Origin of the sequence: Gottfriedia sp. NPDC057991, from assembly GCF_042886615.1 — a bacterium.
Taxonomy (GTDB): Bacteria; Bacillota; Bacilli; order Bacillales; family Bacillaceae_G; genus Gottfriedia.
The window spans coordinates 352,066-366,609 of record NZ_JBHVQN010000001.1 but is presented as its reverse complement, the minus strand read 5'-3'; the positions used below and the strand labels follow the sequence as shown (position 1 = coordinate 366,609).

12 protein-coding genes and 1 other annotated feature are annotated in these 14,544 nt (G+C 31.5%); of the genes, 4 read left to right on the top strand and 8 right to left on the bottom strand.

Features of this window, described 5'->3' with window-relative positions:
- The 4 genes from ACFVR2_RS01710 to ACFVR2_RS01695 form a co-directional block, all read left to right on the top strand.
- Nucleotides 1-281 (top strand): tetratricopeptide repeat protein (locus ACFVR2_RS01710; protein WP_387358320.1); only part of this gene is annotated, 281 nt, incomplete at its 5' end.
- A gap of 190 nt (nt 282-471) precedes the next feature.
- Nucleotides 472-1,656 carry a COG4705 family protein gene (locus ACFVR2_RS01705; RefSeq protein WP_387358318.1) on the top strand — a complete coding sequence of 395 codons (1,185 nt, stop codon included), beginning with the start codon at nt 472-474 and terminating at the stop codon, nt 1,654-1,656.
- A 175-nt stretch (nt 1,657-1,831) separates the two neighbouring features.
- Nucleotides 1,832-2,317 carry a DUF2975 domain-containing protein gene (locus ACFVR2_RS01700; RefSeq protein ID WP_387358316.1) on the top strand — a complete coding sequence of 162 codons (486 nt, stop codon included), beginning with the start codon at nt 1,832-1,834 and terminating at the stop codon, nt 2,315-2,317.
- Nucleotides 2,318-2,327: 10 nt separating this feature from the next.
- Nucleotides 2,328-2,546: a helix-turn-helix domain-containing protein gene (locus ACFVR2_RS01695; RefSeq protein ID WP_088011347.1), complete on the top strand. Its 219-nt coding sequence runs from the start codon at nt 2,328-2,330 to the stop codon at nt 2,544-2,546.
- Nucleotides 2,547-2,700: 154 nt separating this feature from the next.
- Here ACFVR2_RS01695 and ACFVR2_RS01690 read toward each other — a convergent pair whose 3' ends face one another.
- The 8 genes from ACFVR2_RS01690 to ACFVR2_RS01655 form a co-directional block, all read right to left on the bottom strand.
- Nucleotides 2,701-3,153 carry a GNAT family N-acetyltransferase gene (locus ACFVR2_RS01690; RefSeq protein ID WP_387358314.1) on the bottom strand — a complete coding sequence of 151 codons (453 nt, stop codon included), beginning with the start codon at nt 3,151-3,153 and terminating at the stop codon, nt 2,701-2,703.
- Between the two features lie 150 nt (nt 3,154-3,303).
- Complete coding sequence (locus ACFVR2_RS01685) at nt 3,304-4,200, bottom strand: LysR family transcriptional regulator (protein ID WP_387358312.1); 897 nt, start codon at nt 4,198-4,200, stop codon at nt 3,304-3,306.
- 282 nt (nt 4,201-4,482) lie between these two features.
- A complete protein-coding gene (locus ACFVR2_RS01680; protein ID WP_387358310.1) occupies nt 4,483-5,730 on the bottom strand; it encodes an MFS transporter in 1,248 nt (415 codons plus the stop codon).
- 64 nt (nt 5,731-5,794) lie between these two features.
- Nucleotides 5,795-6,045: a binding site (T-box leader), on the bottom strand.
- A gap of 139 nt (nt 6,046-6,184) precedes the next feature.
- Nucleotides 6,185-6,460 carry a hypothetical protein gene (locus tag ACFVR2_RS01675; protein ID WP_387358308.1) on the bottom strand — a complete coding sequence of 92 codons (276 nt, stop codon included), beginning with the start codon at nt 6,458-6,460 and terminating at the stop codon, nt 6,185-6,187.
- Nucleotides 6,461-7,004: 544 nt separating this feature from the next.
- Nucleotides 7,005-8,147 carry a suppressor of fused domain protein gene (locus tag ACFVR2_RS01670; RefSeq protein ID WP_387358306.1) on the bottom strand — a complete coding sequence of 381 codons (1,143 nt, stop codon included), beginning with the start codon at nt 8,145-8,147 and terminating at the stop codon, nt 7,005-7,007.
- 161 nt (nt 8,148-8,308) lie between these two features.
- A complete protein-coding gene (locus tag ACFVR2_RS01665; RefSeq protein WP_387358304.1) occupies nt 8,309-8,752 on the bottom strand; it encodes a riboflavin biosynthesis intermediates N-glycosidase in 444 nt (147 codons plus the stop codon).
- Nucleotides 8,753-8,785: 33 nt separating this feature from the next.
- Nucleotides 8,786-9,106: a hypothetical protein gene (locus ACFVR2_RS01660; protein ID WP_387358302.1), complete on the bottom strand. Its 321-nt coding sequence runs from the start codon at nt 9,104-9,106 to the stop codon at nt 8,786-8,788.
- On the bottom strand, nt 9,106-14,487 hold the full coding sequence (locus ACFVR2_RS01655) for an RHS repeat-associated core domain-containing protein (RefSeq protein ID WP_387360418.1): 5,382 nt from the start codon (nt 14,485-14,487) through the stop codon (nt 9,106-9,108). The genes ACFVR2_RS01660 and ACFVR2_RS01655 overlap by 1 nt, the downstream gene beginning before the upstream one ends.
- Nucleotides 14,488-14,544: the final 57 nt, after the last annotated feature.

Sequence of the window (14,544 nt, the reverse complement as noted above, 5' to 3'; positions counted from 1 at the left end):
TTGACAACCGTGGGCTTGCCTATCATAGTAAGCAAATGTATGATCAGGCTATTTCCGATTACAACAAAGCTATTGATTTGAATCCAAAAGATTACCTCGTATATGATGACCGCGGGCTTGCCTATTACGATAAACAGATGTATGATCTGGCCATTGCCGATTTCAGTAAGTCAATTGAATTGAATCCTCACTTTAAACTTGCTTACAGTGATCGCGGAAATGCTTATCTGAAAAAAGGTATGAACAAAGAAGCCACACAGGATTTTAACAAAGCAAAGTAAACTTTATTTATTCAATAAAAAGGAGTAGGAATTTACCTACTCCTTTTTGTTTTACTTTAAAATCAATCATGTAAAGAAGTTATCGAGCTGCAAAAATAAATTGTACAATTCTCCCGTTTTTCATTTTCCTTTCATTATTATGTGTGAATATATAAATGTACTTTAATTCACATAGAAAGGAAAATCAATTATGGAGACAAAACAAAAGAAAATAAATGGTCTACTTAGCAAGGTACCAGAAGTTACAATCTATTTCTGGATAATAAAAATTTTATGTACAACTGTTGGTGAAACATTTGCTGACTTTTTGAATTTTAACCTTGGTTTAGGATTAGGACTTACAACAGTCCTTATGGGTGTTGCATTTTTTATCTCTTTATTTTTTCAATTCAAAGCAAAGAAATATGTTCCAAGTATTTATTGGATCACCGTTGTACTAATAAGTGTATTCGGTACATTGGTAACTGATAATTTGACTGACGCAATTGGCGTACCTCTTGAAACAAGTACGATTGTATTCTCCGTGCTGCTAGCATTAACGTTTCTTTTTTGGTTTCTTAGTGAAAAAACACTTTCTATCCATTCAATTTTCACGAGAAAAAGAGAAATATTCTATTGGTTAGCGATTCTTTTCACATTTGCACTAGGTACTGCTGTTGGGGATTTATATTCTGAACAACTTGGATTAGGATATTTTAAAACTGGAGTAACAGTTATTAGTATCATACTTTGTGTATTCTTAGCGTGGAAGTTTTTAAAACTTGATGGAATGTTAGGGTTCTGGATTGCTTACATTCTTACACGTCCACTTGGAGCATCACTAGGAGATTATTTATCACAACCGAAAGTGAATGGTGGTTTAGGTTTAGGAACAACAAGTACAAGTATCATTTTTCTGGTCGCAATTTTAGCAATTATTGTTTTCCTTGCTGTTTCAAAAATTGATATTTCATTATATATTGAAAAAACAGATGAAAATAGAAATAAGAATAATATAATGACACAAACAATTTTAGCACTGTGTATTTTCTTAGCAGTTGGTATTGGCGGTTATATTAAATTATCATCAAATGCTGCTTCTACTGAAACGACATTATCTGGTCAATTAACAGAATTTGCAACAATAGAAAATAAAATGTTGACAGATGTGAACTCAAAGAACTTTAATTTAGCTAAAAAAGATGCTGACAGTTTGGAACATCAATGGGATACTTCAGAGGCTAAACTTAGAAAAATAGATAGTACTTCATGGACTAAAATTGATGGTACGATTGACGTTGTATTAGCTTCAGCTCGTACATCAAACCCAGATGCAAATAATTGTAAATCAGCAATTAATCATTCTCTTGATGTAATAAACGCTACGAATAAATAAAAGATATTTTTTAAGAAAAAGCATTTCTTTTTATGAGAAATGCTTTTTCTTTTTGTCAAAATTAAAACGATATTCAATAACAATAATAATATAATAAAAAACAACAGAAATTTATTGTAAAACGATAAATAATATGTTAAATTCATATTGTCATTAAATAAGTGAGGTACTTAATATGAATGTTAAAAGAGGTTCAACCACTTTCTTAAAGCTAATAATTTTTCTCGTTGGAATTGCAGTGCTTGCTTTATGTATATTTTTGGTACCAAATATTGCGAATTTCTCTTCAAAATTGTATCCAAATATTGCCGCAATGAAATATCTCGTTTTCATCGTGATGTATGGAGCTGCTGTGCCTTTTTATATTGCGCTCTATCAGGCTTTCAATCTTTTACGGTATATTGATGACAACACAGCATTCTCGGAATTATCTGTAAAGGCATTAAAGAATATAAAGTACTGTGCGATTGCAATCAGTAGTATATATGTATTAGGTATGCCACTCTTTCATTTTATAGCGAAGAAAGTTGATCCTCCTATTGGAATTTTGGGAGCGATCATCATATTTTCTTCATTAGTTATCGCCGTTTTTGCTGCTATCCTCCAACAGCTTTTACAAGAAGCGATTAACATAAAATCAGAAAATGATTTAACGGTCTGAGGTGGATGGTATGGCGATAATTATTAATATTGATGTGATGTTAGCAAAACGAAAAATGAGCGTAACGGAGCTTTCGGAAAGAGTTGGAATTACGATGGCGAATCTTTCTATTTTGAAAAATGGTAAAGCAAAAGCCGTTCGTTTTTCAACATTAGAAGCGATCTGTAAGACTTTGGATTGTCAGCCAGGTGATATTTTGGAGTATAAAATCGACGAAGATACTCAATAAAAACAGACAACAATTTTATTAAACCTTTACTGGAATCAATCGAGAATTTAAGGGATAGCTTAATTGCTATCCCTTCTTTACATTTATTAATGTAATACTTTGATATTAGTTACATAAAAAAATTACTCTTTTGAATCCTTTGGAATATTCATAACTACTTTATATCTAATACTACTGCCATTTCTTTACCAAATCGATCGCCATGATCAATAAATCCTAAACTTGAATATAAATTATGTGCTCCTAAGTTTTCAGGGTGATATCCTACAACAATTCGTTTGGCATTTGGTAGTTTACTCATTTCATCAATCATTAACTGAGTTGCAATTTTACCAAGTCCTTTTTGTTGAAAATTCTTATCAACCATTATTCTATAGATCCAATAGCCATCTAGCTCTTCTTCAGTAGTATTAAACATTAAAAATCCAACCGCTTTACCTTCGAAATGAATAGCATACGGCTCTAATGAAGATTCAAATTTCGATTGAGCAATCGAGATTGCATTCGATTCGATGTGACTCTTTTGATCTTCCGATACCTCTAATAGACAGCATTCATACCAATTTTCTGCATTTAGTTCCACAAGTTCTACGTTTCTATACTGCATAGTTTCCCCTTTGTTAAATTATTTGAGCTAAAATTACTCTATCCTTAGTTTAACAAATTTTTCCAATAGTGTATTAGGACGTTATCCTAATTCAACTATTCTATTAGTACATAGTAGAAAAAGATTCTTATACAAAAAAATAACCTCTCATCATTGAGTGGCTATTTCTTTAACGATTTCGATAAATTTTTTACTTATATTTGAAAGCTTTTTATTTTTTGGATAAATTACCCATAAATCCTTCACAACGTATTCATTGTTTTCTTTGTAAGGAATAGATCTTAAGTTTCCACTTAGAATGTAAGGATGAAATTTAGCGCCTGACTCATGAGAATAGACAAATACATTATGTTCTCTAACTGCCTCTGTAAGAATATTCATACTGTTTGTCGTTACTCTTATTTTATTTTTATTTTCTTTAATTAATTTAGAATAATAATAATCAGAATAGATTGAATAGCACGCTGTATCCATTTCTGATACATCAGCTTTTGTTACGTAGTCCAAATGATAGAGGGGGGAATTTTTACCTACAATTACGTGAACATGATCAGTCCGTATTAATTCATAGTTAATATTTTTTTCACTCTTTAATATCTCTAAATCTTGAGGGAAAAAGCAAAAATCATATTCAGTGTGTTTAATTGTTTCCATAATAAGTGGTGGATCTTTTTCCTCGATTTCAATCGTTACATTCGGATGTTCATCTTTAATTCTGTTCATTGCTCGTAGAAGTACAGCTGCGAAAGTAGGAGCAGCTACTATTTTCAAATGAACCTTTTTATTATTTTTATAATCAAACAGCTCTTCATTTAACTTACTAATAATTTGTAAGACTTCACTAGCTCTATTTATTAAAATCTTTCCTTCTTCTGTTGGAAATGTCCCTTTTCTTGAACGATTAAAAATACTTATTCCCATTTCATGCTCTAATTGGGAGATCGATTGACTTAACCCTGAACTTGTAATATGCAATTTTTCTGCTGCCTTAATGATTGATTTCTCGCTTGCAACTTTCACGATGTATTCCATTTGCTCGAAATTCATAAATTCTCCTCGAATAAGAGTATACACACTTATATTTTTTTCAATTGAAGTTGTCTTCATTCTAGCACGAAAAAGTGGTACAATTCAAAAACGAGTCAACTGTGTGTGGCTAAAGTAGGGGGAATTTAGACTATAATAAAACCGTTAAAATCCTTAATGTTCACTGGTTTCAATTAATCGGCTATTAACTGTCCCCCGAATTGATTTGGAATCTCGAAACTAATACCTCTTTTCAATATACTTCTCCTTTTACTTTCTTAAATAAGAACGAATTTTTTTTTATTAAAAACTTTCATTAGATCCATTGCTTCTCAAATGGTAATTGCTTGAAGGTCGGATAATAAATCCACTTAAAAATAACGCTAAAAATAACATAATAAAACTACCAGCGATTACAGACATTTTAACCGATACATAGTGAGTAGAAAATCCGATTAGCATAGTTGAAACGATCACTAATATTGCCTCAACAAAACCATAGATACTTCCAACTCTTCCCATTATTTTGACATCTACATTGGATTGATAAAATGTATCAAATCCCGTATTTGCAAAAGACAACGCAAATGATAATAAGAAAAATCCGAACCCAGCCATTGAAAATGAATTAGAAAATGAATATACGATATATCCTAATGATAAAAAAATTGTCCCAATCCCCATAAGCCAAGAAGGATGTAGTCTTTTTGCAAAAATTGTATTAATAATTGCACCTATACCAATTCCTGCACCAGCAATACTTACTAGAACACCATATTCTGTATTACTCAAATGAAGTACGCTCTTTGAAAACACTGCTTCTAATGAATCAACAGCAGCCGTTAAAACTAATATACTATTAAACAAAAAATAAATTATCATAACGTAACTTGATTTACGGCTGAATAGTAAAACCTCAGTAAAATCTTTCTTAATTAGTTTGAGGGAGAGTTTCTCATATTTTACATTTCGCATTGTTACCTTATCCAAATTAGGCAAACAAGCTGTTACAATTCCCGAAATGATAAACGAAATCGCATTAATATTAATAGCGAACATAGGTGTGCCAATCATAAAAAGTAGACCTGCAATCGCTGGTCCAGTTAGGAATCCTCCAGATTGAACTAAACTACGCAACGCATTGAAGCGAATCCTCTGATTTACTGGAATTAATTTAGTTAGATAAGTTGTTGATGTTGGATAAAACATTGAACTTCCCATATTAACGATAAATACGATGACAAAGATCAGAAAGATGGAAGATATACTTGGTAATACGAATATTAATAATCCCCTCAAAACATCCAAAAGTACCATTAAATTCCTTTTGTTAAATCGGTCAATTAAACTACCAGCCCATAGGTTAGTAAGTATCGTTGCTATTGGTTTCAAGACATAAAGAGTGGATACAGCCAATACAGATTTCGTCATATCAAAAATAATTAGATTTAGTGCGATTAAATAAATCCAATCTCCAATATTTGAAACACCTATTCCAATTAGTAAAAGCAAAGGGTTTTTCCAAGTAATATACATCTTATTTTTATTCATTTTACCCTCCAAATAAATCTATTTAATTTGTACAAATAAAAAACTCGCCCTCCAAGACCGTAGTCTTGGGGACGAGTTTACCTATCGTGTCGTGGTGCCACCCCAGTTTGTTAATATGTCATCACATTAACCTCATTAAGTATATTTTAAACATACTCATACTCTATAACAGGAGTGCCTGTCATACCATCGCCATTATTGGTTCCGATATGAAACTCAGAGTCTTGTTTCAATAGATCATTCATACTCCTTTTCAGCAACTGGAGCTCTCTAAGATGAATGAATTCTATTTACTCTTCTCTTCAAAGTCTTTTGATTTATTTTTATAATATTATAACTTTTCCGTCTTATTTGTCTACTGTTTTTTATTTATTTAATATTGCACTATACTGCCGTTTAAAATATGTTGTTCAACTATACCATCCGATCGTTGCATAAGCAGTTATTGCGTTTTTTAATTTTTAATCCAAGTTAGCATACGTAGGATAAGAAAAGGTTCAAACCAAGTAATCAATAAAAATATGATAAAAAATGACGATAATGCAAAAAATTTAGTGTTCCCTCTTTCTCTTTTGGAAATTGCTATAAAGCTACATATCGCCCCAAATAATAACAATAAAAAACCAATTAATGCAATAAGTTCGTTGAAGCCTGGAACTACATAAATTATTCCAAACAAAACCAATCCAATGATTAATAATAGTAGTGAAATTGTACTGAAATTTTTCATAGTTTCACCTCTTTAATAATTATTATTTTTTATATTATCTTTTTATATATTAACATATATTTCCATTTTTTTGTTTTCCTTGTTCAAATACCCTGCCATAATTTCCAGCAAAGGCTATGATAATGGCTGAAGTTTCCGCGAGTTTAGTCTTTTTAGATGTGAAACTTCCTGATGGATTCTTGGGAATAAGCTTGGTGAGCTATGAACATGTAATTCTATTGCACCTTTTAGTAGAGGATGAAATTCTTGGGTCAATTTTGGTCACTCCTTAATAAATTTGGGTTTTATTGATTTATTAAGCAATATTTGTGCCAATTTATTTTTGAGGGGGTGTAACTTTGAAAACCCTTTATTCCAGAAAAACCCCTTGATAATTAAGGATTATCAAGGGGTTGAGTGGATTATTAAATTTATATGCCTATTAAAGACTAGAAGTTTTTTGTCAGACATGTAAAAAAATATAGCGAAAGTGAAAGATTTTTTTACAATTTGATAGAAAGCGTTTCTTCTAGATTATTTCAACTTTAATCTTTGTTTTCTTTTTCTATACTCCTACATTTGGTCTGTTTATATTTAATACATCTGAAATACCTTTATCACTCATTTTTTTAAGTAAGTGTTTATATCCCTTTTCTAACGCAAGATTTCTTTCTTCTTCATAAATAGGAATTAGTGAATATATATTTATATTATTTTCCTCAATTTGAATTTTACCAAATCTCGGATCCTGAGTAATGAGTATTGAAGAAAGTCTAGTATTTGATGAAAATGGTTCAGGAGGTTCTCCATTTGGAAGAATAACTCCTTCATCTAACCATCCGTCATAAATATGTGGAATATGTGCAAATTTTCTTAGCCAACTAATTGGCCAATAATAATTTTGATCATTCAATTTTTCTTTCTCAATTATCCAATTAGAAGGTAATTTAAATATCAACTCAGCATATTTAAAAATTCCTTCTTCATTTGAATAATCCATAGGTTCATCACTCATACCTGTTGTTACAAGAGTAATAAAGTCACTCTGTATATTCGGATGAATTACATGGACATCTATTGTAACTCTACTACCAGGAACAGTTTCACTTATCGTTTGTGTTATAGGACCAAAGTTATTAAATACTTGTTCTAATATCTTACCATGTTGACCTTGAGTTTTTTGATTTGTTTGACTTGCAGTATCGGATATTGACTTTGAACTAGTTAATAACTTTAATATTTCGAATTCTCCTTGTTCCCTTGCAAATTTAAATGCATCTGTATCTTTCATAATTTCTCCAGTATATTTAACACTCGTATCTATACCACTCTCAATTAATAATTTTGCTACATCAGCATGTCCATTACTAATTGCTCCAAAAAGTGGATTTCTTACTGGTTCACTCACATCCATATCAGCTCCACATGACAATAAATATTCTACTATTTCAATATGCCCTGCAGAAGCTGCTGCATTCAAAGCTCCACCACCAAATATTCCACCTAATTTATTTACATCTATTCCAATATCTATTAGTTTTTTAACAATATTTAACTCTCCTTTTGAAGCTGCCACATGAAGCCATGTTCCAAAAGGAGTCATCATATTTAATATTTCATTATTGGAACCAATTAACTCAAAAACTCTTTCATCGTCACCATTTTTTATGGCTGTACGAATTTCTTTTCCGATTTGTTTACTATCCATATACTTACTGATTCCTCCTCTTTAAAGAGTCTCCAAGATATCTTTATTTTCACTATAGTTAAGGTAATATTTGATTAATTATTCTTTTTTTGTCAAACAGTTATAATCGAGGTTAGCAAAAAACCTTAAGTGGTGTTAATCACTTAAGGTTTAGATTTTAATTATTTGTTACTGTTTCTTATAAGATCTCGTACTTCCATTAGAATTTTTCCTAACATATTTTTGCCAGAACCGTCTTTACCACATCCCCAATAATAATCATTAGATGTTTTCTCAATAATCATGTTATCTTTTGTAGATAGCAGTATATTTTGAATATCCTTATGAGTCGTAAACTTTTTCAGAACTGCTTTTCTCATTACCTCATTTTTAATTTCTTCCCAATCTTCTCTAATAGGTTTACTCCTATCTCGACCCATTTTTGCTGCTTCCATAGGAGATATCGTAAGTCTTATTTGTTCTTCATTTTCAGTGCCAACAAATTTTTGAGCTTGAAAATAATGTTCGCTCGTATTCCAATATTGACCATCTAACACAAAGCCATGAGGGGAGAAGTTTGAAAAACAACCATATTCATGATTAATCTTATAAAAATATATAGTCATTTTAATATATCTCCTTTTTCCATTTCTTCATTTTTATATACCGTTACCAAACGGTGAATCCCAAAGTATTTTACCTAAATAATCTTCTAACTTAGCAACTACTATAAAAATAGGATTTGAGTAATGGGTATGTTCAGCTTCAGCTGAAACAGACGTATAAATAAAGAATAACAGTCCTGCTAGCCTCCTATTTATCGTTAATTCTCCACTAACAAGAGTTTTCACTTCTTCTAGTAATAAAAATAATTTATCAAAAGCCTCTTTATTAATTGCCTTAGAAGCTCTAATTGGAATTAGTAAATCAGTTATTAATTTATTTATTTCTTTCTCAATTTCAACTACTCTATTTTCCATTATTTTACAAACCCCTTTATTGCCTCAATAGGTATATTTTGATATATAGAAACTTCTTGTTGCCAAATTGAATAATGATATGGTAATCCTTCTGCTCCATTTACTCTTGGAAACATTTCAAAACCTTTAAAAGTTTGTGAAGGTACCTTATTCAAATCAATTTTCACAATCCCTAAATTACTTCCCGATTTATTAAAGACTCTAGCTACATTAATATCTGTTGTCGTTGAAATAAATGGATCATTAATCCATGAAGGTTTACCAGATCCACTTACAAGATGTTCTTTAAGTTTCCACGTTCCATTCGGATTCTTTGCTTCTAACCCTAACCCTTGACTTAGTCTATCAGTATCTTTTTGATTTAATGCACGGTACACTATATTTTCATTAGAAACATCTGTAGATTTATTTTGTATTGACCCAATATTATCACCAGCAACCGCATGCTGTACTTGATTTTCAATAACCCTAGGCTGTTTCACATCTCTCGCAGGTTTAGGAGATGGTATAGATTTAGGTTTAGGCTTAGCTGTTACACGACTTACCTTGTAAGCCGCCTTGCTTTCTACTTTAGGCGTTCTCCTAATTGAAGAAGCTTGTACAGTTTTTGGTTTCTTATTTACTTTTGATGCAATCTTTTTAGCAGAAGAACGAACTACCTTTGATGCTCTCGATACGGCTTTACTTGCTTTATAAGCCTTAACTGCCTTTCTTGTCCCCTTAATCGCAGCTTTTGCAGCTTTGGAAACAATGCCTCCTCCTGGTATAAAGTTAGATGCAATACTTACAGCTGCTCCAGCTTTATAATACCATTTTGTTTTCTTGCTTGTTAAGGTTTTAATGTCATCCCCAATCGCAAAATTGTAAGCTGCCTTTGCACCTTTTTTCACACCTTTTGAAAGCTTTTTCAACCATTTTGGTAAATATCCATCTGGATCAATATTGTTTACTGGATCTGCTTCAGCATACAAGTAACGGTTAAAAGATATTGGATTGTTATCTTCACCTTCATATTCATCTGCTACAATGTATCTACCAATCTTTGAATCATAATCTCGCCAGCCCATAAAATAAAGCTTCGTATTGTTGTCATATTGAACACCAAATTTTCCAACGTATCGATATGGATTTGCATTTGCAATTTCTAAACCGATTTCAGTAGGTGCATCAATTTTTGTAAGATTCCCCCACTCATCATAAGTATAGCGTACAATAACTTCTTGTAGCTCATCTGTAATGGCAACTATGTCTCCTCTTTGATTGTAAACATAGTCATATCTTTGTCCTTTGTATTCAAAGTTTAATAACTGACCAGATGCATCTCGATAGAAATTTAACAAGTTATCTATTGAAGAAGATTGTCCAATTTGTTCTGAGATACTTACTAAATCACCGTTCGAATCATAGTAATAATATTCAGTACGTTCACCATCAGAATTAGTAACCTTTTTAGATGTTCTATTATCTTCACTATCATAAGTGAATTCCACTTTATCAACAACGGATCCACCTTTTTTAGTGATTATACTTAATAGTAGATTAATAGAGCCATAATTGTACTCTTTTTCCACCTCAATTGCGGCTTGCTTTGTAGCTTCATAAGTATCTACTGGAAGGCTATATGATTCTTTTTGCAATGAACCGTCCGGACTGAATAAATAAGATACTTTTTTATACTTTTGAGTAGAAGAATCATACTGAATAGACGAAGTAATTCGATTTCCTTGTCCATATTGATTTTCTACTAATACTTTTCCGGTTTGGTTCACAGATTTTAAAAGATTACCATTTACGTCGTATGTGTAAGTAATCGTATCTGTTCCTTTTTTAGCAGTTTTTAAGAAACCTTCTGGTGTATAAGTATATGATTTTTGACCATCCCATTTATTTGTAGCAGTTTCTATTTGTTCTTCACTTGTATAGGTGTAATTCTCAGAGAAAATGACCGTTTCTGAATCTTTTTTATTCACCTTAATCGAAGTCATTTTTTCATTTGTTCCGTAGTCCATATCAATTGTCAGTCTAGGACCGATAATTTTATTAATTGACTCTGAAGGTAAATATACAATATCATATTCTTCGCTTAAAGGTGTTTTGATATTGATCGCTAAATCATTTTCGTTATAACGGATAGCGGTTTCACCTAATGCTGAGTGAACAACTTCTGTATTCTCATCATCTTTGTACTCTCTCCAAGTTGTAATATTGTTTTCAACTTTTCTTTCTGAAATGACTCGATTATTTTCGTCATAAATATAGACACTTTCAGAACGTACATAAGGATAATTCGTACCTTTAATATTACTTTCTGATGACTCGTCATAAATCCATTTATGAATTAAATTCCCATTTAGATCATATAAGAAGCGAATATCAGATTTTTTATATTCGGTTGAACCTTGGTTGTAGTTCTTCGTATATTCACGTATTAAACGACCAAGTTCATCATAAGTTAAGTCCGTTTCTTTTACTAAAACTGTAGTTACTTCTTCAGTTGCTTTTTTAACAATTTTAGCCTCTAATTTTTGGTACTTTACTTCACCTTCATTATTATATTCAAAATGAGTTACAAGATAGGTAGAAGTATCAGATTTATCTTCTACTTTTTGAGTTTCTGATTTAATTTGACCTTCTTTATTATACGTCCATTCAACCGTGCTTCCGTCAGGATTTATTTGCTTTGTTTTATCCCCCACAGAATTATATTCAAAAGCTGTTTTGGTCCCTTTATGGTCAATGGATTCTGTTACATTGCCATTTGCGTCTGTTACAGAATATTCGATTGTATTATCGCTCATCGTTATAGCTGCGTTTCCTAAGCCATCGTAGTAGGTCCATGTTTCAACAGTTGGATTTGAATTATCTTTTGAATATACATTTTCATCTAAGGCATTGAATGTATTTTGGATTTCTGTCCCTTCTGCATCTTTTGTATGAACAAGTCTATTCTCAGAATCATAAGTATTCGTCATACTTAGCACATTACGATTACCCGTATTATCAGTTTCTGTGATTTGCCTGTTCCATTCATCAAAAGTAGCGTGGGTTTCTCCATTTGCAATATAAAACGTTTCTGCAGTAGATTCTTCTCTTTTAAAGGCAAAATCCTTTGTCAGAATGATATTCCCATTCTTATCGTAAGAAAAATATTTTTGATTTTGCTTAGGATCTATAACTTTTTCCAGTCGCCCGTAGCTATCAAACTCTTGAGAATGTGGATTCCCATTTTCATCATTTTCTTTTATCTTTCTTCCTAGCTCATCATATTCGACATAAAGATTAGTTTGTTTTTCTTCTACTTTATCAACCGCTTCATCAGTATAAGACGTCATTTTAACAGAAGGTAGTTTTGTATATAAAAGTTGACTCCATTCATTATATTGATAATCGGTCACTTGTCCTAAACTATTAATCTCTTTAATGACATTTCCAATTTCATCATAGCGGTACTCTTTAGTTCGACCTTCTCTATCTACTTGCTTCTCAACTTGTAATTCTTCGTTATATTCAATCGACTTAGTTTGATTTAACGAATTTGTTTCTGTTAATGGAAGCCCATATTCATTGTTAGTATAACTTGTCTTATTTCCATATGGGTCTATGATACCGATAATATTCTCATTGTTAGAATCGTAAACGTATGTTGTTTCAAGGTTAGACTCTTCTAACACTAGGTCATCAACGTATATTTTTTCCGCTCCAATATTCTTTACCTGTACACGTAAGTCAGTTGCATTATCAGGTACTGCATCATTTACTCGATATTTAGACCATGAATTTGTAAATGTATATTGTTTTTTACTTTCTTTAATAATTGTATTATCCTTCAAAAATTGAAGAGTTACTTCTGTGTTAACCGAACCTGATGGTGCTAAACCATCTATTAGAGCTAAAACAGGAAGTCTCCCTTTCTTTATAGGAATTTTCCCACTTTGTAATAGTCCATTAGAAGAAATTTCAATACTTCTTTTTCCACTTTTTGATTTTGTATCCACTTTTGAAACTGCCCCTTGGACAGTCCAATCCGTGATTGAAGTCTTTTCCATACTGTAGTCAGGAAGATAGCTATAAAGTGGCCCTCGATCACTTTTTGTTTTTGTTAAATTTCCATAGCTATCATATTCGAAATATTGATTATTACCTTCTTCATCAATAATTTGTGATAAATTCCCTTCCTGAGTATACTTCCATTCTTTCACTTTTCCCATTGTGTTTATAGAATGAGTAAGTTGTCCTTTTTCATTTAACTTATTTTCGAGAACGTAATATAATTTTTCACCCTTTACCGTTACGGTAGGTAAATGCGTCTTGAGGACATTTCCAAAAGAATCACGTTCATATGTTGACTTGTTTCCTAATGCATCGGTTACACTTATTAATCGATTTTGATCATATTCCGTGACGATTAACATATTATTACTATCTTGTTTTGGAATCTCCGGATCTTCATTTTCATGGTACGTTCGAATCGTTTTCGTCTTCCATGAATTCCCTTGCTCATTCAACTGATACTCAGTGTATTCTAAATTTTTGCTTGTATCATCTTCGTTTATTGAGTTAGTTGTAACAATAATTTTATTAGTCAATAAGTCGTAATCTAAATCCTCTAAAATGGAATTAAATGACTTGAGTGGATAAGTTTTATCTTGATCAACAACCCTAGTCTTTCTCATAGTTTTTGTTTGAACCATTCGATTACCTTTGAAAACAAACTCTACTATTAAACCATTTTTCGCCACTACAGATTTTATTTTTTCATTTTCATAATTGTACTGAACAAGATTACTTATTTTTCCGCTCTTTGTATATAGTTTGACATCATTTAAAGATCCATCTTTATAATTGTAGCTAACTTTTTCACCTGTACTAAAGATAGCATTATTCAACGTGTTATTTGTATTGTATTGAAAAGTGATGGACTTATTTAAGGATTTAATTTGGGTTAATAAACCATTAGTATACTCAAAATCGATTTTATTTTTATTAGCATCTTCAATTTTTTCAAGCTTTCCATTTTTATTAAATACCTTGGATGTTAAACTACCATCCATTTTTATTAATTCATATCCCTTAGTCCCAGAAAATGACAAACTATAATTTGTACCAGTTGGAATACTAAATTCCCCATTTTCCAAACGGTTAAATCGATGGATTGTTCCGTCCGTATCATTGTAGTTAATATAATCTGATTGGATTTCTAAGTGTTCTTCAATATTTGAATGCCACCCTTTTCCTAGCAGACCCTTTTCTAAGTTGTTGGAAGAATAAGTGCGTCCTAATAACAAAGAAAATCCCCTAGATTGAAGAGAAAAATCTATTTCTTGGATATTTAAGCTTCCATTATATAAATTAACAAATCCACTTCCGTTTAATAATGAGATTGGATAAGTTGGAAAGTAGTCTTCTGCTCCATGCCAATCATTTTTAACGTTATCTAT

What these genes read in the sequence shown, in the direction of transcription:
- ACFVR2_RS01665 (WP_387358304.1), bottom strand. Translation starts at nt 8,752, where the DNA reads ATGACTATATATTTTTATAAGATTAATCATGAATATGGTTGTTTTTCA.
- ACFVR2_RS01685 (WP_387358312.1), bottom strand. Translation starts at nt 4,200, where the DNA reads ATGAATTTCGAGCAAATGGAATACATCGTGAAAGTTGCAAGCGAGAAA.
- ACFVR2_RS01705 (WP_387358318.1), top strand. Translation starts at nt 472, where the DNA reads ATGGAGACAAAACAAAAGAAAATAAATGGTCTACTTAGCAAGGTACCA.
- ACFVR2_RS01695 (WP_088011347.1), top strand. Translation starts at nt 2,328, where the DNA reads ATGGCGATAATTATTAATATTGATGTGATGTTAGCAAAACGAAAAATG.
- ACFVR2_RS01700 (WP_387358316.1), top strand. Translation starts at nt 1,832, where the DNA reads ATGAATGTTAAAAGAGGTTCAACCACTTTCTTAAAGCTAATAATTTTT.
- ACFVR2_RS01675 (WP_387358308.1), bottom strand. Translation starts at nt 6,460, where the DNA reads ATGAAAAATTTCAGTACAATTTCACTACTATTATTAATCATTGGATTG.
- ACFVR2_RS01690 (WP_387358314.1), bottom strand. Translation starts at nt 3,153, where the DNA reads ATGCAGTATAGAAACGTAGAACTTGTGGAACTAAATGCAGAAAATTGG.
- ACFVR2_RS01670 (WP_387358306.1), bottom strand. Translation starts at nt 8,147, where the DNA reads ATGGATAGTAAACAAATCGGAAAAGAAATTCGTACAGCCATAAAAAAT.
- ACFVR2_RS01660 (WP_387358302.1), bottom strand. Translation starts at nt 9,106, where the DNA reads ATGGAAAATAGAGTAGTTGAAATTGAGAAAGAAATAAATAAATTAATA.
- ACFVR2_RS01680 (WP_387358310.1), bottom strand. Translation starts at nt 5,730, where the DNA reads ATGAATAAAAATAAGATGTATATTACTTGGAAAAACCCTTTGCTTTTA.